Origin of the sequence: Streptomyces sirii (assembly GCF_045690365.1) — a bacterium.
Lineage (GTDB): Bacteria > Actinomycetota > Actinomycetes > Streptomycetales > Streptomycetaceae > Streptomyces > Streptomyces sirii.
In genome coordinates, this window is the sequence record NZ_CP147982.1 from 3,581,695 (window position 1) to 3,603,905 (window position 22,211).

Consider the following 22,211-nt stretch of genomic DNA (forward strand, 5'->3'; position numbering starts at 1 on the left):
GGCCTGTTCCAGGGCCCATTCGGCCTCTTCTATGGGGGTATCTCCGAGAAGTGCGGCCAATGCGGGAAATCCGCGTTGCAACTCCGCGACCACCTTCTCGGCGAGGTCCGGGAGTTCATTTCTGACTACCCGGGTCCACTCGCCTCGGGGACGCGACCAGATGCGGTTCAGCAGATCACACATCGCTACCTCGATCCTGGCGGGGATGCGGCTTGTTCAGTTCAGTGGGCGGGCGCCCCCGTGCGCCTGACTCGGCATCATCCGGAGTGACGCCGTGCGCCCGCGACGCCGGTGCAGGAATTTGTCACAGCGCGATAAACCTTACGAAAGCCTGAACGCGCTCGGAGATGCTTTTCCGCATCCGGATCACAGCCGGATCACGGCAAGATAACGCCCTGCGTATCCACCCGGTTACGGAATGTTTAGTGTTACCGGGGGTCACCCGCACAAAAGCCGTCGGGCAAATACCACCGCAGGGAAATTTCAACGAAATTCGCATCCCGCACCCGTGCTCCGACACCGGGAGGTCCGATGTCCGCACCGCGTTTGCAGAGTCGCCAGAGTCGCCAGGGCCGCCGCGCAGCACACCGGGCCCGCCCCTCGCCGACCGTGCCCCGCCCCCGGCGCCCGCCGAAGGAACCCGGGCCGCCGGGCCGTTCGTCCGGCGGCTTCGCCTCAACCACCGTGCTGCGCCCCGCCCTTCCGGCCGCGCTGCTGCTCTTCATCGCCGTCACCCTGCACTCCGGCGCGATGGACACCCTGATGCAGTTCCTGGACTTCGGCGCCGGCGTGCTCGCCCTGGTCTCGCTGTCCGTCACCGTGCTGTGGGGGCTGGCCGCCACCGACCGCATGGTGCTGCACTCCGGGCACCGGCTGCTCGCCCAGGCCGTGCACCGCGGCACCGGCGTCGCCGGACTGGGCTTCCTGGGCCTGCACATCTGGGTGAAGGTCGCCGAAGGGCACGTCGGCACGACCTCCGTCGCGGTGCCCTTCACCGACGGGGCGCGGCCGGTGCTCATCGGGCTGGGCACGCTCGCCGCGTATGTGTTCGTCGCCGTCGCGGTGACCGGCGCGGTGCGCGGCGCGTTCACCGGCATCACCGCGTCCCGCTGGTGGCGGGCGCTGCACATGAGCGCGTATCTCGCCTGGGGCCTGGCCCTGGTGCACGGCCTGAAGTCGGGCCGTGCGGCGGCCGGATGGGCCGTCGCCGGATACGCCATATGCCTGGCCGCGGTCGCCGTACGGCTGGCGCTGCGGCTGCGTGATTCCCGCAGGAACTCAGGAGAACTTTCATGACCGCCCCCGCCCCCACCCAACTACTGCCGGCGCTGACCGGACCCGAACCCGTTCCGACGCTGGCGTCCTTCGGCCCGCCGCGGCTGCTGGCCGGGCTCGACGAGACCCCGCGCATGGACCGGGTGGCACATCTGGCCCGGCACGGCAGCCTGCCCAAGCTCACCGCCCAGGAGCTGGTGGCGCTGGCCGAGGACACCGATCTGCGCGGCCGCGGCGGCGCGGGCTTCCCCTTCGCCCGCAAGCTGACCGCCGTGATGGACGGGATGCGGCGCGCCGACGGCAAGGGCGCCGTGGTCGTCAACGGCAGCGAGGGCGAGCCCAGTTGCCTCAAGGACACCGCGCTGCTGCTGCACGCGCCCCATCTGATGCTCGACGGCGCCCTGCTGGCCGCAGAGGCGCTGGGCGCGCAGGAGATCGCCATCGGGGTGACCCGCAGGGACGTCGAGCGGTCGGTGCGGCAGGCGATCGACGAACGCGGTCCGGTCCGGCCGGCCTTAAGGGTCACCCTGCTGACCGAGCGGTTCGTCACGGGCGAGGGCACCGCGATGACCAACGGGCTGGGCGGCGGCCCCGGTCTGCCCTCGGGCCGCAAGGTCCGCTCCAGCGAGCGCGGTCTGAACGGTGTGCCGACCCTGCTGTCGAACACCGAGACCTACGCCCAACTCGCCGTGGCCGCCCGGCTCGGCGCGCTCGGCTACCGCAACGCGGGGCTGCCCACGGAGCCCGGCACGCTGCTGCTGACGGTCGGCGGCAGCATGGTCGTGGAGGTCCCCTACGGGGTGCAGCTCAACCGGGTCCTGGCGCTCTGCGGGTCCGACCCGGGGCTGGGCGTCCTGCTCGGCGGCTACCACGGCACGTTCATCTCCCCGGAGGACGCCCAGACCGCGACCCTCTCCCGGGAGGCGCTGACCGCCTACGGCGCGGTGCTCGGCGCCGGCGCGGTGCTGCCGATCCCGTACGACACCTGCCCGGCGGGCGAGACCGTACGGGTCGCGCAGTGGATGGCCGCCGAGTCGGCCGGCCAGTGCGGCCCCTGCGTGCTGGGCCTGCCCGCCCTCGCCGACGAACTCGCCCGCGCCGTACGGGGCGGCGGCGCGGGCGCCCTGGACGCCGTGCGGGCCCGGATGCGGGCCGTGGAGAAGCGCGGCGCCTGCAGCCACCCGGACGGAACCGCGCGCTTCGTCGCCTCGGCCCTCGCCGCCTTCCCCGAGGAGTTCGAGTGCCATGCGCAGGGGTTCGGGTGCGGCCGCCCGGTGACCGGGGCGCTGCCGGTCACCGGGCACCAGCCGCCATCGCCCACCACGCCCGCGCCGGCGCCCACGGCCGCCCCGCCGCAGGAGCGGCTGCTGGTCGACTGGACGCTGTGCCGCGGCCACGGCCTGTGCGCCGATGTGGTGCCCGGTGTCGTCAAGCTCGGACCGGACGGCTACCCGGAGCGGGCCAGCATGCCGCTGCCGGCCCGGATGCGGCGCCGCGCGCAGCTCGCGGTGCGCCGCTGCCCCGCCCTGGCGCTGCGGGTGCAGGGCGGCAACTGACGGGTCCCGCAGGGTTTTTCGGCGGACCGGCAAAAAACTCGGCACCGGTTGAACACCGGGCACCCCGCACCGCGTACTTCCCGGGCGACGGCACCCGCCGGCGAACAGGCTTCGGCGACCCGCCCAGCAAATCGACACCATCAGCAACCGGCAGAGGAGACACCATGATCACTCGACGTCGTGCGGGACTCGCGGCCGCCGCGGTCGCCACCCTGGCGCTCACCGCCGCCTGCGGCAGCAGCAACCAGAGCGCCGGCACGCCCACCACCGACACCGTCCAGCCGGCCGGCCAGGGCACCAGCGACTACGGCTACGGCTCCTCCGGCTCCGGCCAGGGCGACGACGGCTACGGCGGCCAGGCCGGCGGCGACAGCGGCAAGGAGACGAAGGCCGGGCCGAGCGCCGGGACGCTGGCGCTGCACCAGGACGCCAAGCTCGGCCCGGTCGTCACCGACGCCAAGGGCATGACGCTCTACCGCTTCGACAAGGACACCCCCGATCCCGCCAAGTCCAACTGCTCGGGCTCCTGCGCCACCACCTGGCCGCCGGTCCCCGCCGACGGCGCCACGGCCCCCGCCGGCATCGCCAAGAGCGCGCTGGGCTCGGTCACCCGCGCCGACGGCGTCAAGCAGCTGACCATCGGCGGCTGGCCCGCCTACCGCTACGTCAAGGACACCAAGGCCGGCGACACCAAGGGCCACGGCGTCGGCGGCACCTGGAACGCGCTGGCCGCCGACGGCAAGAAGGCCGGCGTCCAGCCGCCCGCCGACGTCTCGGTGCTCAACCAGCCCGAGCTCGGCGAGATCCTCGTCGACGGCAAGGGCCGGACCCTCTACCGCTTCAACAAGGACAGCGCCTGGCCGATGAAGTTCGCCTGCAACGACGCCTGCCTGGACACCTGGAAGCCCGCCAAGCCCGCCGACCGCTCCAAGCTCACCGGGATCGCCCCCAAGCTGATCTCCACCGTCACCCGCCCCGACGGCATCAAGCAGCTGGCCGTGGACTGCTGGCCGGTCTACTGGTTCACCGGCGACAAGCAGCCCGGCGACATCACCGGCCAGGGCAAGATGGGCCTGTGGTTCGCGGTCTCCAAGGACGGCAAGAAGATCACGACGCCGGCGAACTGACCGGGGCGTGGCGCACCGTGCCACCGCCTTGAGGGAACTCGTCGTCCAGCGCCAGCACTTCGGCGTCCGGCCGCTCGTCGCGCTCGCGCGGCCCCAGCCAGGTGACCGCCAGCGCCACCGCCGTGTTCACGGCGAGCCCGACGATCCCGGCGTTCATCCCCCACACCGGGTCGTGTCCCCCGAAGACCAGGACACAGACCAGAGCGAAGCCCGCCACCAGGCCGCTCACCGCGGCGTGCAGCGTCAGCCGCCGCCACACCAGCCCCAGCAGCAGCATCGGCACGAGCTGCGCCATGCCCTCGTACGAGATCAGCGACAGCCGGACGAGGGTGTCGGGGGCGGTGTAGGTCAGCAGCAGCGCCACCGCGCCGGCCGCCACCACCACCAGCTGGGACCACAGCTTCTGACGGGCCGCCAGCCGGGGCATCGCCCCCAGCACGCTCCTCCCCCACATCGTGCCGATGACCAGCATGAACACGGCCATCGGCACGATGGAGGAGAGGGCGGCGGCCGCCCCGATCAGGCCCACGGCCCAGGCCGGAAGGGAGTCCACCACCAACCTGAACAGCGCCAGATTCGAGTCCGCCCCGGTCAGCCCCGGCACCACGAACAGCGCCGCCATGCCCAGCAGCATCGGCACGAACAGCAGCACGTTGTAGAAGGGGAGGTACATGGCGTTGCGGCGCAGCGCCTCGGCGTTGCGGGCGCCCAGATAGCCCGCCACGGTCGTCGGGAAGATCACCACCGTCAGGGAGTTGACGAGGGTGGTGGTGGCGAACCACAGCTGCCCCAGTCCGCCCGAGGCATGGCCGGGGAAGGTCAGCCACTGCGGCTTCTCGGCGACGATCCGGTCGAGAAAGGGCCCGTAGCCGTCGAAGTAGTGCAGCGGCACGTAGACGACGAGGAAGCCCAGGGTGCCGATGACGAGGACGTCCTTGAGCACCGAGACCCAGGCGCTGCCGCGCAGCCCGCTGACCACGACGAAGCCGGTGGTGACCGCGAAGCCGAGGAAGTAGGCCCAGTCGAGGCTGATCGCGCCGTAGGAGATCGTGGAGACGACCACGCCCATGCCGGTGATCTGGAGCTGGATGTAGGGCAGCAGGCAGACCGTGGCGAGCAGGGCGACGGCGGCGCCGAGCCAGGGCCGGCCGTAGCGGTGCGCGACGATGTCGGTGATGCCGACCAGGCCGTGCCGGCGGGCGTAGGCCCACAGCATCGGCCCGACGACGTACCCGAGCGCGTAGCCGCAGGACATGTAGGCCAGCACGAAGAGCACGGGGGCGCCGAAGTTGTAGCCCCAGCCGGCCGCGCCGAGGTAGCTGAAGCTCGTATAGCTCTCGCCGGCCATCAGCACCCAGATGAAGACGGTGCCCAGGCTGCGGCCGCCCACCGACCACTCGGTCAGGCCGCCGCCGGCGCCCCTCCCGCGCACCGCGAGCAGCCCCAGGACCACGGTGAGCACCATGAAGCCGCCGAACACGGCGGTGGCGACCGCGGAGTTCACGAGCCCTCCTCGCCCAGGCCCCGCCGGAGGTCGCCGCGCCGCGCCAGCCACACCGACAGCGGCGTGGCGAGCGTCGCCAGCAGCATCCAGAAGATCAGGAACGGCAGACCCATCACGGTCGGTGTCACTCGGTTCACCAGCGGCAGCACCGCCAGGAACAGCACATAGGGCAGCAGCAGCCACAGCAGCGCCGGGCGCTTTCGGGAGCCCGGGGTTCGCCCACCGGAGGACTCGTTTCGCACGTGAGCAGAGCCTAAGGGCTGTCCCATAGCGGCGCTCACCGCGACCGTGTCGACCGCAACACGCCCCAGACCACCAGCCGGTAGGCGGAGCTGTAGTCGGGCGTGCAGGTCGTCAGGGTCAGATAGGCGCCGGGCGCGGTGAAGCGGTAGGCGGGGTGCACACCGCTGCGGGGGACGGCGGCCAGCACCGTGCCGTCGCCGGGCGTGGTCCGCGGCAGGATGCGCCGTACGGCGTAGGTGTAGCGGGCCTCGGCGGTGTCGAGGACGACGGTGTCGCCCGGCCGCAGCCGGTCGAGGTGGCGGAACGGCTCACCGTGCGTGTTGCGGTGCCCGGCCAGCGCGACGTTCCCGGCCTCGCCCGGCTGCGCGCTGTGCGGATAGTGGCCGACATGGCCCCGGTTGAGGACCGCGGCCTTGCCGGTGCCCTCGGCGACCGGTGCGGTGAGGCCGATCCGCGGGATGCGCAGGACGGCGTAGGCCAGGTCCGGCGGGGGCCGGTCGGCGGTGCGGCGGTGGAGCGCACCGGGCGGCGGGGTGCGCGCGCCGGACCGCGGTGCCCGCGCCCGGTCGCCGTCGGGCGCCGGGGTCACGGCCGAGGCCGGCGGCCGGGTCTGCCACTGCCGCTCCAGCCGCGCCACCTGGTCCCGCGCCGCGTGCCGGGCCTGGCGGTTGGTCCACCACAGCTGATGGGCGACGAGCAGCAGAGTGACGACGCCGAGCGTCACGGCCAGCTCCGCGCCCGTCCACAGCGCCCGCACGGCGCGGGGGCGACGGGTCCGCCGCCCCTGTACGACCACCGGTATCCGCTCCCGCACGCGGGCACGGTAGGCCCTCGGGCCGCAGGCCGCCAGAGACGGCGCGCCCCCGCCTTGGGGTCAGCCGCCGAGCGCCTGGGAGACGGTGTAGATGGCGAGGCCGGCCAGCGCGCCGACGACCGTGCCGTTGATCCGGATGAACTGCAGGTCGCGGCCGATGTGCGCCTCGATCTTCTTCGAGGTGTGCTCGGCGTCCCAGCCCGCGACGGTGTCGGTGATCAGCGCGGTGATCTCGCCCTGATACGTCGTCACCACATAGACGGCCGCGCCCTCCAGCCAGCGGTCCACCTTGCCCTGCAACCGCTCCTCGTCGGACAGCCGCCGCCCCAGGGACAACAGCGCCGCCCGCACCCGCAGCCGCAGTTCGCTGCGCTCGTCCTCGGCGGCGGCCACGATCATCGCGCGGACCGAGCCCCAGGCCGAGGCGATCAGGTCCTGCACCTCGCCGCGGCCCAGCACCTCCGACTTCAGCCGCTCGACCCGGGCTCGGGTGTCCGGGTCGGACTGCAGATCGCCCGCGAAGTCCCGCAGGAAGCGGTCGATCGCGCCGCGGGCCGGATGCTCGGGCATGTCCCGCATCTCGGTGACGAAGCGCAGCAGCTCCTTGTAGACCCGGTCGCCCACCTTGCGGTCGACGAACCGCGGCGTCCATCCGGGAGCGCCGCCGGAGACCGCCGACATGACGGAGTCGCCGTGCTCGACCAGCCAGTCGTGGGCTCGGGCGACAACCAGGTCCACCACCCGCTTGTGGCCGCCCTCGGCGACGACCTTCTCCAGCATCGTGCCGATACCGGGGGCGATCTCCTGGGCGTCGGCGCGCCGGGTGATCGCCTCACCGACCACCGCCTGCACATCGGAGTCGCGCAGCACGGTCAGCGCGCCGCGCAGCGCGGTGGACACCTCGGCGGTGACCCGGTCGGCGTTCTTCGGCTCGGCGAGCCAGCCGCCGAGCCGCCGGCCGATGCCGACGGAGCGCAGTCGGAGCCGTACGACGTCGCCGGACAGGAAGTTCTCCCCGACGAAATCACCCAGGCTCCGACCCAGTTGGTCCTTCTTCGTCGGAATGATCGCGGTATGCGGGATCGGCAGCCCCATCGGCCGTTTGAACAGCGCGGTGACCGCGAACCAGTCGGCCAGCGCACCGACCATCCCGGCCTCCGCGGCCGCCGCGACGAACCCCGTCCAGCCGCCCGCCCCCGCGTTCTGGGCCGCCTTCGCCAGGACGTAGACCAGGGCGACGGCCAGCAGCAGGCCGGTGGCCAGCGTCTTCATCCTGCGTACGCCGCGCCGCCGCTCCTCGTCGGCCGCCCCGAAGGCGAATCCGCCGCCGGGCACCGCCCGGCCGCCCGGGGCGGCACCCGACGGAGGGGCCGTTGACCCGTTCGGCGCATTGTCCGCTGCTGTGCTTTCCATCCGTTCCACCGCTCCCACCGTGCCCCCCGCCCTCCGTACGGCTCCTCGCGCGCCGCGCGTCCGGCCGCCGATCCGGCCGTATGTCCCACTGTGACCTACTCCCGGAACGAACCACGAGTTCCCCACGTCCATGCCAAGGCGACATCGAGCGGCCCGCCGGGCGCCCTCCCAGGGGTCCGTGGGATCATGAGGGACCGATCGGACCGCAACGGTGCCGCTGATCATCCGCTGCCCTTGCCCGCCCGGAGCCTGCCGCTCCGCTTTCCTCAGGAGACCACTCCCGCATGAAGAAAAGTGTGGGTTACGCGCTGCTCGCCGGTCTGGCGGCGTTGGTGGTGCTGATCTCGACGGCGATATTCGTCGGCTTCGGCGGCGAGGACGACGAGCCGCGCGCCTCCTCGCACAAGCCCCGCGACCCCGCGGCACCCGCGGTCTCCGGGCAGTGGGTCGGCACCTGGTCGGCGGCCGCGGCCGCGGCCGAGCCCGGCACGCTGGACGGCTATGCGGGCATGTCGATACGGAATGTCGTCCACACCAGCGTCGGCGGGTCCGGCGCCCGCATCCAGCTCTCCAACCTCTTCGGCACCCGCCCGCTGGTGGTCAGCCACGCCTCGGTGGCGCTGGCCGCGGCCCCCAGCAACCCCACCGCCGCGGACGGCACCATGCGCCGGCTGTCCTTCGGCGGCAAGCCCGCGGTGACCATTCCGGCGGGCGGCGCGGTCACCAGCGACCCCGCCCGGCTGAAGGTGCCCGCCGACGCCGACCTCCTGGTCACCACGTACTCGCCCTCCCCCTCGGGTCCCGCCACCTACCACCCCTACGCCCGGCAGACCTCCTACCTGGCGCGCGGCGACCGCACCGAGGACGCCACCGGCGCCGCCTACACCGAGCAGAGCCCGTACTGGCGCTATCTGACCGGCGTGGACGTCTGGAGCACCGAGGCGACGGGCACGGTCGTCGCGATCGGCGACTCCATCACCGACGGCATCACCTCCACGGCCGGCGCCAACCACCGCTGGACGGACTTCCTCGCCGCCCGGCTGCGCACCGAACCCGGCGCGCCCCGCTACGGCGTCCTCAACCAGGGCATCAGCGGCAACCGCCTGCTGGTCAACGGCAGCAGGTTCTCCCCGAACAACGGGCCCAGCGTGCTCTCCCGCCTGGACCGCGACGCCCTGTCCCGTACCGGCGTGAAGGCCGTGGTCGTCGAGATCGGCCTCAACGACCTCTTCAAGACCCCTCGCCAGCTCGACCCGCACAAGATCGTCGCGGGCATGCGGCAGATCGTCCGCGAGGCGCACGCCCGCGGCCTGCGCGTCACCGGCTCGACGCTTACGCCGTTCGGTGGGCACCGCGGTTACTCCACCCAGCTGAACTCCGTCCGCGAGCAGGTCAACCGCGTCATCCGCGCCGGCGCGGTCTACGACGAGGTCGTCGACTTCGACAAGGCGCTGCGCGATCCCGCCTCCCCGGTCCGCCTCCGCCCCGTCTACGACTCGGGCGACCACCTGCACCCCAGCGACGAGGGCTACCGCGCGATGGCCAACGCGCTCGACCTGGACTTCTTGCGACAGTCGGCTCCCGCCTCCCTGTAGCGCTCGGTTCGCTTGCCACGTTTTCGGCTGTCCCGCCGTGCTGGTTTGTCGCCGTTGCGCCTGCGGCGGGCTGTTGCCGCTGCGCGGGGCTGTTCGGCTGCCGGTGACGGGCCTGCGGGGTTGGGTGTCCGGACTGCTGCGCTTTACGTCCGGACACCCAACCCCGCAGACCCGCCCCCTCCCGTGAGTGGGAGGAGGAAAGGCCGGTGGGAGCGCGCCCGAGTGGTCCAGTCCCCCACTCACGTCTCTCCCCCTGCCCCGCAGGCCCGTCACCGCCACCCGAAAGCCCCGCGCAGCGGACCCCGCCCGCCGCAGGGGGTACCTCCCACGCCCTTTAGGCAGTGGGGGAGCAACGGCGACAAACCACCACGGCGCCGCAGACAACAACGTGGGAGGCAAACCGCTACCGCACCCGCTTCACATACATCGAGGCGATAACCGCCTCGATGTCCGGTTCGCGGACCGACAGGTCCACCAACGGATAGCGCTCGGCGATCGCGGCGACCAGTGGGGCCGCGCTCTGCGCGGCGCCGAACGCCAGCCACTGGCGGGGGCCCTCGACCCGGACCGTGCGGGCGCCCGGGACGCCCTCGATGGGCGGCAGTTCCCGCTCCAGGTCGACCATCAGCGTCCGCTCGCCGTCGGCGGCCGCCCGCAGCCCGTCGAGGCCGCCGTCGTAGACCAGGTGACCGTGGTCGATGACCATCACCCGGCGGCACAGCTGCTCGATGTCGGTCAGGTCGTGGGTGGTCAGCAGGACCGTGGTGCCGCGCTCGGCGTTCACCTCGCGGAGGAACTGCCGGACCTTCGCCTTGCTGATGACGTCGAGGCCGATGGTCGGCTCGTCCAGATAGAGCACCTCGGGGTCGTGCAGCAGCGCCGCCGCGATATCGCCGCGCATCCGCTGCCCCAGGGAGAGCTGGCGTACGGGTACGTCCAGCAGCGGGGCGAGGTCCAGCAGTTCCACGCAGCGGTCGAGGTTGGCGCGGTAGGCCGCGTCGGGGACCCGGTACATCCGGCGCACCAGCTCGTAGGAGTCCTTCAGCGGCAGGTCCCACCACAGCGTGGTGCGCTGGCCGAAGACCACCCCCATCCGGTGGGCGAGCCGGGTCCGTTCGCGTGCCGGGTCGATGCCGGCGACCCGCAGCCGGCCGCCGCTGGGCACCAGAATGCCCGTCAGCATCTTGATCGTGGTGGACTTCCCCGCGCCGTTCGGCCCGATGTAGCCGACCATCTCGCCGCGCGGCACCTGGAAGGTGATGCCGTCCACGGCCCGCACCTCCTGGCGGACCCGGCGCAGCCGGCCCGCCTTGCGCCGCACCGTGAAGGCCTTCTCGACGCCGTCCACCACGATCAGCGGCTCCGCCGCGGCCCCGTCACCGCTCACCCCACGACTCCTTCCGTATCCGCTCTTCGATGGTGTGTCAGCTGCCGGTGCTGCGGTACGCGCGCAGCCCGCGCCGCCAGGCCAGCGCGGCCCCCGCGCACATCAGCGCCGCGACCGCCGGCCCCAGGAAGTCCACCCAGCCGGGCAGCCCCAGCGGGTCCTCGCGGCCCAGCAGCCGCAGCGCCGGCAGCCAGTTCACAAAGGCCAGCGGGACCAGGAAGGTCACCCCGCGCACCAGGTCCCGGGCGAACACGGTCGGCGGGTACTGCAGCAGCGCGTTGCCGCCATAGGTGAAGGAGTTCTGCACCTCGGCGGCGTCCTGAGCCCAGAACTGGAAGGCGGCGCCGGTGGTGAACACCGCCCCGAAGATGGCCGTACCGCAGCCGATCATCAGCGGCACCATCAGCACCCGGCCCGCCGTCCAGTCCACCTCCAGGCGGGTCAGCGACCAGCCGAGCACCAGCAGCGCCTGGGTGATCCGGCCCAGCCGGCGCAGCGCGAAGCGGTCCGCGGCGACCTGCGCGAAGACCGGTGCGGGGCGCAGCAGCAGGGTGTCGAGGGTGCCGTCGCGCACCCGCCGTCCCAGCCGGTCCATGCTGCCCAGCAGCAGATCCGCCAGGCCCAGCGCGGCACCGGACGTGCCGTACAGGAACGCAACCTCGGGCAGCGAGAAGCCACCGAGGGCGTCGATCTGCGAGAACATCAGCGTGATCGCGACGAAGTCCAGGGCGCAGGCCGCGAAGTTGCCGACCGTCATCATCACGAACGACGCCCGGTAGGCGAGCGTCGAGCGCACCCACATCCGCACGATCAGCCCGTACGCGAAGAGCCCCTGAGCCACCCGGCCGCCCGCCTCAGCCACCGTGCACCACCACCTTGCGGGTCGCCGCCGACTGCACCAGCCGGCCCAGCGCCAGCAGCACCGCACCCCACACCGCCTGGAACGCCAGCCCCCGCAGCAGCGCGCCGCCGCCGCGCGCGCCCACCAGCACATCGACCGGTACCTGAAGGATCGCGGCCCACGGCAGCAGTTGGGCGACCTCGCCGAAGCCGCCGGGGAAGACCCGCAGCGGCAGCACCATCCCCGAGAAGAACAGGCAGGCCAGGCCGCTGATCAGAGCCAGCCCCGTGCCGTCCAGCAGCCAGAACGACGCCAGCGCCACCAGATAGCGCAGGGCGAAGCTGACCACCACGCCGAGCGTCACCGAGACGAGGAACCAGCCCCAGGTCGCCGGGTCGGCGGGCAGCGCGAGCGGGAAGACCAGCGCGCCCACCGCCATCGGCACCACCCCGCGGCCGATCAGCTGCAGCGCGGCCCGCCCCAGGTCCGCGGAGAGCCACCACACCTGAAGGTCCGCGGGCCGGTAGAGGTCCACCGCGATGTCGCCGGTGCGGATCCGCTCCTGCAGCTCGTCCAGGCCCCCGCCGGCCATCAGCGACGAGGCCGCCAGCAGCGCCTGCGCGGTCCATACGAACGTCAGCGCCTGCGCCTGGTCGTAGCCGCCCAGATGCGGCCGGGCGTCCCACAGCGCGATGTAGGTGTAGGCGACGATGAAGCCGAAGACGGTGTTGGTGAAGACGCCCGCCACGGTGGCGACCCGATAGGTGGCATACCGCCGGAAGCTGCCGGCCGCCACCGCCACGTACCACACGCCGCGCTCCCCCCCTGGTCCCGTTCTCGCCGGACGGCAAACACCGGAGCCTAAGCGGCGGCCACGGCGGGCACCATCGATTTACCACCCGTTCGGGTGAGCCATGGGCGCCATTCAGCCGGTCAGGTGGCGGACCCGGGTGCGCGCCACCCCTTCTGACCGGGGCGCATGATGCGAGAGTTGCCCAGCGGGCCACAGTTACATTTCCGGCGTACGGCGCGAAATCCCCGACACGACACCGATCCGCCGCGGTACAACCTTCGGCGGCGGCCGAGGAGTCCATACAGACATGAGCGGACAACGCACAGGCTGGCGCCGGGCCCTGCCCAGCTGGCGCACGATGCTCGGCACCGTGCTGCTGTTCCTGCTGATCGTCATCGGCGGCCTGGTCGGCGGCTACCTCCTCGTCGAGATCCCCCCGGCCAACAGCGCCGCCAAGGCCCAGAGCAACGTCTACCTCTACTCCGACGGCTCCGAGCTGGCCCGCGACGGCGAGGTCAACCGGCAGAACGTGCACCTCGGCCAGGTCCCCCGGCACGTCCAGCAGGCCGTACTCGCCGCCGAGGACCGCGACTTCTACGCCGAGTCCGCGATCGACCCCGCAGCCATGCTGCGCGCCGCCTGGAACACCGTCACCGGCAAGGGCAAGCAGTCCGGCTCCACCATCACCCAGCAGTACGTGAAGAACTACTACCTCGGCCAGGAACAGACCCTCACCCGCAAGGCCAAGGAGTTCTTCATCGCGATCAAGCTGGACCGCGAGGTGAGCAAGGACAACATCCTGGAGGGCTACCTCAACTCCAGCTACTACGGCCGCAACGCCTACGGCATCCAGGCCGCCGCCCAGGCCTACTACGGCCGCGACTCCCATCGGCTGACCACCGCTCAGGGCGCCTACCTCGCCGCCCTGCTCAACGCCCCCAGCGCCTACGACATCACCGCCCACCCCGGCAACCGCTCGCGGGTGCTGGCGCGTTGGAACTACGTCCTGGACGGCATGGTCGAGCAGAAGTGGCTCAGCCCCGGCGAGCGGGCCGCGATGCGCTTCCCCGCGCCCCGGCCCGCCAAGACCTCCGCCGGCCTGACCGGCCAGCGCGGTTACCTCGTCGAGGCCGTCAGGGACTACCTGACCGACCACCACATCCTCGACGACAACACCCTGCGCTCCGGCGGCTACCGCATCACCACCACCCTCGGCAAGCGCCGCCAGAACGCCTTCGTCGAAGCGGTCGACGACCGGCTGATGGACCGGCTCGACGACTCCCGCGAGGTCGACCGCTACGTCCGGGCCGGCGGCGCCTCCATCGACCCCAAGAGCGGCCGGGTCGTCGCCCTCTACGGCGGCATCGACTACGCCAAGCAGTACGTCAACGGCGCCACCCGCAGCGACTACCAGGTCGGCTCCACCTTCAAGCCGATCGTCTTCGCCTCCGCCCTGCAGAACCGCTCCACCACCCAGGACGGCGAACGCATCACCCCCCAGACCCTCTACGACGGCACCAACAAGCGGATGGCGGTCAGCCACGGCCGCTCCACCGGCTTCGCCCCCGCCAACGAGGACGACCGCTCCTACGGCCCGATCACCGTCACCGAGGCCACCGACAAGTCCGTCAACGCCGTCTACGCCCAGATGGGCATCGACGTCGGCCCCGGCAAGGTCAAGGACACCGCCGTCGACCTGGGCATCCCCGCCGGCACCCCCGGCCTCGCCTCCTCGCAGGGCGCGATCTCCCTGGGCACCGCCACCCCCAGCGTCCTGGACATGGCGCAGGTCTACGCCACCCTCGCCCAGCACGGCAGCCTGCGGCCGTACACCCTCGTCGACAAGGTCACCAAGAGCGACGAGGAGATCGAGCTGCCCGAGCGCGAACGGACCACCGCCCTCACTCGCGAGGCCGCCGACACCACCACCTCGATCCTGCGCAGCGTCGTCGACGGCGGCACCGGCACCGCCGCCCAGCAGGCCGGGCGGCCCGCGGCCGGCAAGACCGGCACCGCGGAGGAGGACAAGGCCGCGTGGTTCGCGGGCTACACCCCCGATCTCGCCACCGTCGTCGCCGTATTGGGCCAGCACCCGGAGAGCGCCGCCCAGCAGCCGCTGTACGGAGCGGCGGGGCTGCCCCGGGTCAACGGCGGCGACTTCCCCGCCCAGATCTGGGCCGACTACACCGCGGCGGCCCTGCGCGGGCACCCGGTGCGCGACTTCGACCTGCACCTCGCGGAGGGGGCCGAGTCGGCCTCGCCGTCCGCCGAACCGTCCGACAGCGGGTCGCCGTCGCCCGGCACCTCGGACGCCCCGGCCCCCGGCCCGTCCGGCACTCCCCCCGGCAACACCGTGCCGCCCACCGGCGCCCCGACGACCCCGCCGGCCACCGTGCCGCCCTCCCCCACCTTCCCGACCGAGACCCCGCCGACCAGCGAGCCCACGGAGGACTTCCCGACCGTGGGACCGGGTGACGAGGAACCGTACTGGCAGCGGCGAAGAGGCTAGCCCCCGGGCGGCGGGCGGGGTGTCTCGTCAGTGGCCGGAGGTCGCCTTGAGGCCCACGACCGCCACCAGCAGCAGGCAGATGAAGAAGATCCGGGCCGCCGTCGCCGGCTCGCCGAGCACCATCATCCCGACCACCGCCGCACCGGCCGCCCCGATGCCGACCCACACGCCGTAGGCGGTACCGATCGGCAGGGTCCGCGCCGCGTACGAGAGCAGCACCATGCTGACCACGATGCCCGCGCCGGTGAACACACTGGGCCACAGCCGGGTGAAGCCGTCGGTGAACTTCATCCCGATCGACCAGCCGACCTCCAGCAGACCGGCGACCACGAGCAGGATCCATGCCATGACGGCACCTCCGTGAAAGAGCTTCAACAGGGGTGCGTCGTCTTGTCCTGACCCGGTACGGCGCGTCTCGTCGGGTTGCTCCCGAGGTTAGCAAAGGACAGCGAAGCGGGCGGTGACACCCGTCACCGCCCGCCGCCCCTACAGGTACCAGCCCGTCGTTCTACAGGTACAGCCCCGTCGAGTCGTCCGCGCCCTCCAGCCGCTCCGCGGCCACCGCGTGCAGATCGCGCTCGCGCATCAGCACATACGCCACACCGCGCACCTCGACCTCGGCCCGGTCCTCCGGGTCGTACAGCACCCGGTCGCCCACCTCGACGGTCCGCACGTTCTGCCCGACCGCGACCACCTCGGCCCAGGCCAGACGGCGGCCGACGGCAGCGGTCGCGGGGATGACGATGCCCCCGGACGAGCGGCGCTCGCCCTCGGGGATGTCCGTCCGGACCAGCACGCGGTCGTGCAGCATCCGGATCGGCAGCTTGTCGTGGGTGTCCTTGGTGTTATTCGGGGTCACGGCATGACCGTACCTGCCCGGCGGAGCCCGCCACGCATCGCGGGCCGGGTCGCGCCGCGCCGAAACCGGTCCACCGGCGCCCCGACCGCCCGCCGGTCAGCGGCGCCGCCTGGCGCGCAGCGTCAGCAGCCCCACCACGGCCACGCCGACCATCGCCACCGGAACGATGCGCTCCAGCCGCGGCGCCCCGTCCGGCGACACCAACTGCGCCCGGACGTCGAAGACCGCGCGATTGACGACCACATACGCCCGCCCCGCCGTACGGTCCACGGCGGCCGCCGCCTTCGCCTTCACCTCGTCCATGATCGTCTGCGGGTGCAGCCGCACCCCGATCTCGTCGAGCGTGACGGCGAGCTCCTGCCGCCTGCGGGCGATGTCCGCCTCGATCTGCGCCGGGGTCCTGGCCTCCGCCACCGCGCTGCCTCCGTCGTCTCGCGCCATTCGTGATGGACAGTCTGTCAGCTCACACCCCCGTACGCCCCACAGCACCCCCGTTTCGCGCATCACGGGCGCCCCACCAGCACCGACCGGCCCCCGGCTCCGCGCGCCCGCACCGCCCCCGGTCCCCCCGCCCGCCCCGGCTGGCTAATGTCGGGGGCGTACGGATCCACCCACAAGGAGAGCCATGAGCGAGCGCAGTGAGCGCGTCATGGCCGCGCCTCGCCAGTGCGGGGCCCAGCGAAGCGAGGTTTCGGCATGAGCGAGCGACTGCAGCCCGGCGACACCGCCCCGGCCTTCACCCTGCCCGACGCGGACGGCAAGCAGGTCTCGCTCGCCGACCACAAGGGCCGCAAGGTCATCGTCTACTTCTACCCGGCCGCACTGACCCCCGGCTGCACCAAGCAGGCCTGCGACTTCACCGACAACCTCGCATTCCTGGCCGGCCACGGCTACGAGGTCATCGGCATCTCCCCCGACAAGCCCGAGAAGCTCGCCACGTTCCGGGAGAAGGAGGACCTCAAGGTCACCCTCCTCGGCGACCCCGACAAGGCGGTCCTTACGGCCTACGGCGCCTTCGGCGAGAAGAAGCTCTACGGCAAGACCGTCACCGGCGTGATCCGCTCCACCGTGATCGTCGGCGAGGACGGCAAGGTCGAGCGGGCGCTGTACAACGTCAAGGCCACCGGCCACGTCGCCAAGATCATCAAGGACCTGGGGCTGTAACCACCGGATCCACCACCGCTCCGACTCCCGGCGCCGTCGCCGTACGGTCCGGCAACTCCAGCACGGCCTCGGCGCCGCCCTCCGCGGCGGCGCCGAAGTCCAGCCGCGCACCCAGCACCTCCGCCTGGCCGGCCGCGATCGTCAGCCCCAGACCGTGCCCGGTCCCCCGCTCCGGCGCCGCCGTACGGAACCGCCGCGGCCCCTCCGCACACAACTCCGGCGGATAGCCCGGACCGTGGTCGCGCACCACGATCCGCGCCCCGGCCACCACCACCTCGATCGGCGGCTTGCCGTGCTTGGCCGCGTTCGCCAGCAGGTTCACCAGCACCCGCTCGACCCGCCGCCGGTCGGTCTCCACGATCCGCGGCTCACCCTCCACGGTCACCGACACCTCGTCCACCCCGCGCTGGCGCGCCGCCCGCTTGACGATCCCGCGCACCAACGACGGCAGCTCACAGGCGTCCAGATCGGCCCGCTCCACCCCCGCGTCCAGCCGGGAGACCTCCAGCAGATCCTCCACCAGCCGCCGCATCGCCTGCGCCCGGTCCCGCACCAGCTCCACCGCCCGCGGCTGCGGCAGCAGCTCCGCCGCCGCCACCAGACCGGCCACCGGCGTACGCAGCTCATGCGCCACATCCGCGGTGAACTCGCGCTCCGCCTCCACCCGTGCCGCCAGCGACGTCGCCATGTGGTGCACGCTGCGGCCCAACTCGGCCACCTCGTCCCGACCGTTGCTCGCCAGCGCGTCCGCGTCCGGCGGCTCCCCCGCCGCGATCCGCCGCGCCGCCGCCGCGCTCAGCCGCAGCCGCCGCGACAGCCGCTGCGCGACGAACCACGACACCACCGCCATCAGCACGACCGTGCCGCACCCGGCGATCAGCAGCGCCCGGTCCAGCGCCACCTGCGTCGGATCGTCGTCCGGATACGCCGCCGACACCGACAGCGACCGCTTCGGGGCACTCCCGTCGCCCTCGCCGACACCGGTCGCCGCCCACACCCGCGGATCCTCACCACCGCTGACATACGTCCCCGACTGGTTGTTGAACACCGCCTCGCGCAGCGGCAGCGGCAGGACCGCGTCGTCCAGCTGCGCGCCCAGCACCAGCTTGCCGTCCCGCTCGTAGATCTGCAGCGCCGAACTCAGCCGGTCGTCCTGATACGCCCGCGCCGCGCGCTCCCGTTCGGCATCGGCTATGTGGTGCACGGCGAAACCGAGCACCACCACGGCCAGCGCCGTCAGACAGGAAATGGCCAGCGCGATCCGGCCTCGAATGCCCATCACGCGAGGTTGTACATCTCCGTCGTGTCACCGAGCGGCGTCGAGCCCTCGTAGGTGACCTCAAGACCGGTGAACGCCAGCCGACCGTCGACCGGCTTCGCCCCGAAGAGCCGGAACGTCGCCGGGAACCCCGCGTCCGCGCCCGCACCCGCGGCGGTCTTGACCACCTGCACCACACCCGTCCCCAACGCGTCCCGCGACCCGTACTTCCGCCATGTGATCGCGGTCGCCACCATCCCCGCGTCCGCGCAGGTCAGCGTAATCACCTGGGGCTTGATCTCCGGCTCGCCGATCCCGCAGTCCCGCACCCCCGGCAGGCCCCGCGCCTCCTCGGCGTCCTCCTTGACGTCCTGCACCGCGGAGGTCTTCGGCGCCGTGTCCACCGCCGACGCACGGTCCGGCGCCTGACCGAACCACACCCCGCCGGCCGCCAGCGCCGTCACCCCGACGAAGGCCAGCAGCGCGGTACGGCCCCGGACCCAGCGGGACCCTTCGCGGTCCGTCATCACGATCTCCTCCCGGGAGCCACGCCCCGTACCCCCACCAGCAAACACGAATGCCGCGCCCGGCGCCCACACTCTCCCGCCCCTGCCACACAGGCTGGTTGCCCGCATACTGCGGTGACCGCGCGGCTGTGTACCAGTCCTGTAACAAGCCCTGCGACACCCCTTGGCGCGCCCGGCCACCACGCCCCGCGCGACCCTGGCGAGGGTGACGCACCGCACGTCGTCGGGCCGGACGGGTTTGATCCGCGCGCCACCGCGCAGGCGTTATCTGTCGTAGGCCACCCCCCTAGCGCACCGCGCGCTGCCCGACCGAGAGGACCGCCCAGTGCCGACCGGCAGCACCGAAGCCGACCACGCCCCCGATCAGGACCCGGCAGCGCTCAAACGCCACCGCGCCCTCTTCCGCGCCGTCGCCCGCCGCAGGAACCCCCGGCTGCGCCGCACCGACATCACCGTCACCGACGAACGCGTCGTCAAGCGCGCGGTGAAGGCCGCGGCGCTCGGCAACGCCATGGAGTGGTTCGACTTCGGCATCTACAGCTACCTCGCGGTGACCATCGGCAAGGTCTTCTTCCCCGGCGGCAGCGACACCACCAGCCTGCTGTCGTCCTTCGCGACCTTCGCCGTGGCCTTCCTCGTACGGCCCCTGGGCGGCGCCTACTTCGGCCCCCTCGGCGACCGCGTCGGCCGCAAGAAGGTCCTCGCCCTCACCATGATCATGATGGCCGCGGGCACCTTCTGCATCGGACTGATCCCCTCCCACGCGACCATCGGCTTCTGGTCCCCGGTCCTGCTCATCGCCTTCCGCCTCATCCAGGGCTTCTCCACCGGCGGCGAGTACGGCGGCGCCTCGACCTTCATCGCCGAGTACGCCCCCGACAAGAAGCGCGGCTACTTCGGCAGCTTCCTGGAACTGGGCACCCTGATCGGCTACACCGGCGCGGCCGGCATCGTCCTGGTGCTGAACACCGCCCTCGGCGACGACGCCATGCTCGCCTGGGGCTGGCGGCTGCCCTTCCTGATCGCCGGCCCGCTCGGCCTGGTCGGCCTCTACCTGCGGATCAGACTCGACGAGACCCCCGCCTTCCAGAAGTTCGAGGCGGCCCGCACCCACAGCGCCACCGGCTCCCTCGTCGAGGCGGAGGCGGAGTTCTCCCACCTCTCCGAGAACACCCCCAAGAAGAAGCTGGGCGAGATCTTCGCCCAGCAGTGGCCCACCCTGATCCTGTGCATCGCCCTGGTCGGCGCCTACAACATCACCGACTACATGCTGCTGTCCTACATGCCGACGTACCTCACGGACACCCTCCACTACCAGGAGTCCCACGGCCTGCTGATCCTCCTGGGCACCATGGTCGCGCTGATGTGCGTCATCAGCACCGTCGGCAGGCTCAACGACCGCTACGGCCGCAAGCCCCTGCTGATGGCCGGCATGCTGGGCTTCTTCCTGCTCGCGATCCCCGCCTTCCTCCTCGTCAAGCAGGGCTCACTGGTCGCCGTCTGCCTCGGCATGGCCCTCCTCGGCCTCAGCCTGGTCTGCCTCCTGGGCACCATGTCCGCCGCCCTGCCCGCCCTCTTCCCCACCCACGTCCGCTACGGCTCCTTGTCCATCGGCTACAACGTGGCCGTCTCCCTCTTCGGCGGCACCACCCCCCTGGTGATCACCGCCCTCATGGACGCCTTCGGCAAGAACGTCATGGTCCCCGCCTACTACACGATGGGCGCCGCCCTCGTCGGCGTCGTCGCCGTGGCCTGCATGAAGGAGACCGCCCAACAGCCCCTGGAGGGCTCCCCGCCCTCGGTGGCCACCAAGGAAGAGGCGGTGGAACTCATCACCGCCCAGACGACCGAACCCCGCTTCTGACCCCTTCCGCGCCGTCCTCGCCCGGCCTCCCTCGCTCTGCGTAACCACCACCCCGCGCGCTCGTTGACATGTTCGAGAGTCGATGGAGCGCACGGGGTGGGCCTGGTGCGCGGGCTTTGAGGGGGGAAGCATGCCGGTCAGTCCGTACACCCGGGAGCGGCTCGCGGCCGCGTCGTCGTCGTCGCGGACGCTGTCGGAGGCGTTGGGGAAGTTGGGGGTGGATCCACGGGGTTCGCAGCGGCGGTATGTGCATGAGCGCATGAAGAAGCTCGGGGTGGATACGTCGCATTTCGAGCGGGAGGGGGTGCGGTGGACGAGAGAGATCCTTGAAGCCGCGGTTTCGGCCTCGACGAACATGTGTGAGGTACTGCGCCACCTCGGGCTCGATGTCGTCGGTGGGCACCACACCCACATCAGCCGCCGGATCAAGGCGTACGGAATCGATACCTCCCACTTCGCATCAGTGGTCCGTACGGAGAACATGAGGTACAACCAGCGCCGCCGGACCGCCGAAGAGATCCTCGTCCAGGCCACGTCAGCACACGCCAGTCGCATGCCGAACACCCGGCTCAAGAGGGCGATGAACGAGATGGGTGTAGAGGAGCGCTGCGCCTTGTGCGGAATCGAACCGGTATGGCTGGGCGAGCCGCTCCCCCTGGAGGTCGATCACGTCGACGGCAACTGGCGCGACAACCGGATCGAGAATCTTCGACTACTCTGCCCCAACTGCCACTCGACAACGGACGGTTACCGGGGGCGCGGCAAGGGGCGCACCAGGAATGACGCCGTATGACGAGCGGAGTGCAGTACACCCGCGAGCGGCTGGCCGAAGCCGCTGCGCTGTGTTCCAGCATCGACGAGGTCATCGCCTTCTTCGGCACCCGCCCGTACGACAGCCTCTGCCGCTACCTCTGCCGACGCTTCGACCACTTCGAGATTGACATCTCACACTTCCGTCACTGCGGCAGCATGCCCCGGCGCAAGACCCGCCCCACACCCGAGGTGTTGCGCGCCGCAGTAGCCGAGTCGAATTCCCTCGCTGAAGTGCTCCGTCGCCTAGATCGTCCAGAAAACGGGGGCCAGCGCGCGATGCTCCGCGAATGGATCGCCGAAGAACAGCTCTCGACGGCCCACTTCCTGGGACAGGCACATCAGCGCGGGAAACCAAGTACGAACGCCATGCGGCCGGAAGACGTGCTGGTACGGCACAGCGGAAGGCACCGGATCGCAACCAGCCGCCTGCGTCGCGCTCTGCGCGAAGTCGGCGTACCGGAGCGTTGCGCCAGGTGCGGCGTCGCCCCTCAGTGGCTCGGTAGGCCCATGACACTGGAGATCGATCACATCAACGGGGACTGGCAGGACAACCGGCGGGAGAACCTTCGGTTGCTGTGCCCCAACTGTCACGCGGTCACGAGCACCTGGTGCCGTGGGGGAGACGGCCACCGGCAACCCGACGGCGACCAGTAGAGTAGGCAGCGCTGC

General features: G+C 71.8%; 21 protein-coding genes and 1 riboswitch. Of the genes, 9 read left to right on the forward strand and 12 right to left on the reverse strand.

The genetic code is table 11. The annotated features are described in order from the left end of the window. Positions 1-684 precede the first annotated feature (684 nt). From WAB15_RS16050 to WAB15_RS16060, 3 genes are all read left to right on the forward strand, one after another. Positions 685-1,296 carry a hypothetical protein gene (locus WAB15_RS16050; RefSeq protein WP_407286684.1) on the forward strand — a complete coding sequence of 204 codons (612 nt, stop codon included), beginning with the start codon at positions 685-687 and terminating at the stop codon, positions 1,294-1,296. Beyond that, positions 1,293-2,831: an NADH-ubiquinone oxidoreductase-F iron-sulfur binding region domain-containing protein gene (locus WAB15_RS16055; protein WP_399146913.1), complete on the forward strand. Its 1,539-nt coding sequence runs from the start codon at positions 1,293-1,295 to the stop codon at positions 2,829-2,831. The genes WAB15_RS16050 and WAB15_RS16055 overlap by 4 nt, the downstream gene beginning before the upstream one ends. A 164-nt stretch (positions 2,832-2,995) precedes the next feature. Continuing rightward, entirely contained in the window at positions 2,996-3,958 is a 963-nt protein-coding gene (locus WAB15_RS16060; protein ID WP_407286685.1) for an SCO0930 family lipoprotein, read from the forward strand. On the opposite strand, the gene WAB15_RS16065 is transcribed toward WAB15_RS16060, so the two are convergent. From WAB15_RS16065 to WAB15_RS16080, 4 genes are read right to left on the reverse strand one after another with little or no spacing between them, the layout of a single operon-like run. Continuing rightward, positions 3,939-5,462 carry a sodium:solute symporter gene (locus WAB15_RS16065; RefSeq protein WP_407286686.1) on the reverse strand — a complete coding sequence of 508 codons (1,524 nt, stop codon included), beginning with the start codon at positions 5,460-5,462 and terminating at the stop codon, positions 3,939-3,941. The genes WAB15_RS16060 and WAB15_RS16065 overlap by 20 nt on opposite strands. Beyond that, positions 5,459-5,704, reverse strand: a complete 246-nt coding sequence (locus WAB15_RS16070) for a DUF3311 domain-containing protein (RefSeq protein WP_407286687.1) — start codon at positions 5,702-5,704, stop codon at positions 5,459-5,461. Before WAB15_RS16070 ends, WAB15_RS16065 begins: the two co-directional genes overlap by 4 nt. Positions 5,705-5,739: 35 nt before the next feature. After that, the gene (locus WAB15_RS16075) at positions 5,740-6,519 is read right to left on the reverse strand and encodes a class E sortase (RefSeq protein ID WP_407286688.1); all 780 of its coding nucleotides are present in this window, start codon (positions 6,517-6,519) and stop codon (positions 5,740-5,742) included. A gap of 60 nt (positions 6,520-6,579) precedes the next feature. Further along, a complete protein-coding gene (locus tag WAB15_RS16080; RefSeq protein WP_407286689.1) occupies positions 6,580-7,932 on the reverse strand; it encodes a DUF445 domain-containing protein in 1,353 nt (450 codons plus the stop codon). A 284-nt stretch (positions 7,933-8,216) separates the two neighbouring features. Here WAB15_RS16080 and WAB15_RS16085 point away from each other — a divergent pair, with 284 nt between their 5' ends. Continuing rightward, positions 8,217-9,527: an SGNH/GDSL hydrolase family protein gene (locus tag WAB15_RS16085; RefSeq protein WP_399146919.1), complete on the forward strand. Its 1,311-nt coding sequence runs from the start codon at positions 8,217-8,219 to the stop codon at positions 9,525-9,527. A 403-nt stretch (positions 9,528-9,930) separates the two neighbouring features. Here WAB15_RS16085 and WAB15_RS16090 read toward each other — a convergent pair whose 3' ends face one another. The 3 genes from WAB15_RS16090 to WAB15_RS16100 are packed head-to-tail and all read right to left on the reverse strand — an operon-like array spanning position 9,931 to position 12,566. After that, positions 9,931-10,914, reverse strand: coding sequence for an ATP-binding cassette domain-containing protein (locus WAB15_RS16090; protein WP_399146920.1), 984 nt, complete (start codon positions 10,912-10,914; stop codon positions 9,931-9,933). A gap of 37 nt (positions 10,915-10,951) precedes the next feature. After that, the gene (locus WAB15_RS16095) at positions 10,952-11,716 is read right to left on the reverse strand and encodes an ABC transporter permease (RefSeq protein WP_399147008.1); all 765 of its coding nucleotides are present in this window, start codon (positions 11,714-11,716) and stop codon (positions 10,952-10,954) included. Between the two features lie 52 nt (positions 11,717-11,768). Continuing rightward, on the reverse strand, positions 11,769-12,566 hold the full coding sequence (locus WAB15_RS16100; protein WP_399147009.1) for an ABC transporter permease: 798 nt from the start codon (positions 12,564-12,566) through the stop codon (positions 11,769-11,771). Between the two features lie 241 nt (positions 12,567-12,807). Between WAB15_RS16100 and WAB15_RS16105 the strand changes: the two genes are divergently transcribed. Then, positions 12,808-15,057, forward strand: a complete 2,250-nt coding sequence (locus WAB15_RS16105) for a transglycosylase domain-containing protein (RefSeq protein WP_407289231.1) — start codon at positions 12,808-12,810, stop codon at positions 15,055-15,057. 27 nt (positions 15,058-15,084) lie between these two features. Here the strand turns inward: WAB15_RS16105 and WAB15_RS16110 are convergent, their stop codons facing one another. The 3 genes from WAB15_RS16110 to WAB15_RS16120 form a co-directional block, all read right to left on the reverse strand. Next, a complete protein-coding gene (locus tag WAB15_RS16110; RefSeq protein ID WP_393500660.1) occupies positions 15,085-15,405 on the reverse strand; it encodes a DMT family transporter in 321 nt (106 codons plus the stop codon). Between the two features lie 31 nt (positions 15,406-15,436). Further along, positions 15,437-15,502, reverse strand: a riboswitch (guanidine-III (ykkC-III) riboswitch). Positions 15,503-15,565: 63 nt separating this feature from the next. Next, positions 15,566-15,916 carry a GroES family chaperonin gene (locus tag WAB15_RS16115; RefSeq protein ID WP_393500663.1) on the reverse strand — a complete coding sequence of 117 codons (351 nt, stop codon included), beginning with the start codon at positions 15,914-15,916 and terminating at the stop codon, positions 15,566-15,568. A 96-nt stretch (positions 15,917-16,012) separates the two neighbouring features. After that, on the reverse strand, positions 16,013-16,330 hold the full coding sequence (locus tag WAB15_RS16120) for a DUF3618 domain-containing protein (RefSeq protein WP_399147011.1): 318 nt from the start codon (positions 16,328-16,330) through the stop codon (positions 16,013-16,015). A gap of 282 nt (positions 16,331-16,612) precedes the next feature. Between WAB15_RS16120 and bcp the strand changes: the two genes are divergently transcribed. Further along, positions 16,613-17,080: a thioredoxin-dependent thiol peroxidase gene (gene bcp, locus WAB15_RS16125; RefSeq protein WP_399146921.1), complete on the forward strand. Its 468-nt coding sequence runs from the start codon at positions 16,613-16,615 to the stop codon at positions 17,078-17,080. Here the strand turns inward: bcp and WAB15_RS16130 are convergent. Beyond that, positions 17,061-18,359 (reverse strand): sensor histidine kinase, encoded by a 1,299-nt coding sequence (locus tag WAB15_RS16130; protein ID WP_407286690.1) that lies wholly within the window; start codon positions 18,357-18,359, stop codon positions 17,061-17,063. The genes bcp and WAB15_RS16130 overlap by 20 nt on opposite strands. Then, entirely contained in the window at positions 18,359-18,865 is a 507-nt protein-coding gene (locus tag WAB15_RS16135) for a hypothetical protein (RefSeq protein WP_407286691.1), read from the reverse strand. The genes WAB15_RS16130 and WAB15_RS16135 overlap by 1 nt, the downstream gene beginning before the upstream one ends. 325 nt (positions 18,866-19,190) lie before the next feature. On the opposite strand from WAB15_RS16135, the gene WAB15_RS16140 reads away from it, so the two are divergent. From WAB15_RS16140 to WAB15_RS16150, 3 genes are all read left to right on the forward strand, one after another. Beyond that, positions 19,191-20,729: an MFS transporter gene (locus tag WAB15_RS16140; protein WP_407286692.1), complete on the forward strand. Its 1,539-nt coding sequence runs from the start codon at positions 19,191-19,193 to the stop codon at positions 20,727-20,729. Between the two features lie 130 nt (positions 20,730-20,859). Next, a complete protein-coding gene (locus WAB15_RS16145) occupies positions 20,860-21,522 on the forward strand; it encodes an HNH endonuclease (RefSeq protein WP_407289232.1) in 663 nt (220 codons plus the stop codon). Continuing rightward, positions 21,519-22,196, forward strand: coding sequence for an HNH endonuclease (locus tag WAB15_RS16150; protein WP_407286693.1), 678 nt, complete (start codon positions 21,519-21,521; stop codon positions 22,194-22,196). The genes WAB15_RS16145 and WAB15_RS16150 overlap by 4 nt, the downstream gene beginning before the upstream one ends. The last annotated feature ends 15 nt before the right edge of the window (positions 22,197-22,211 follow it).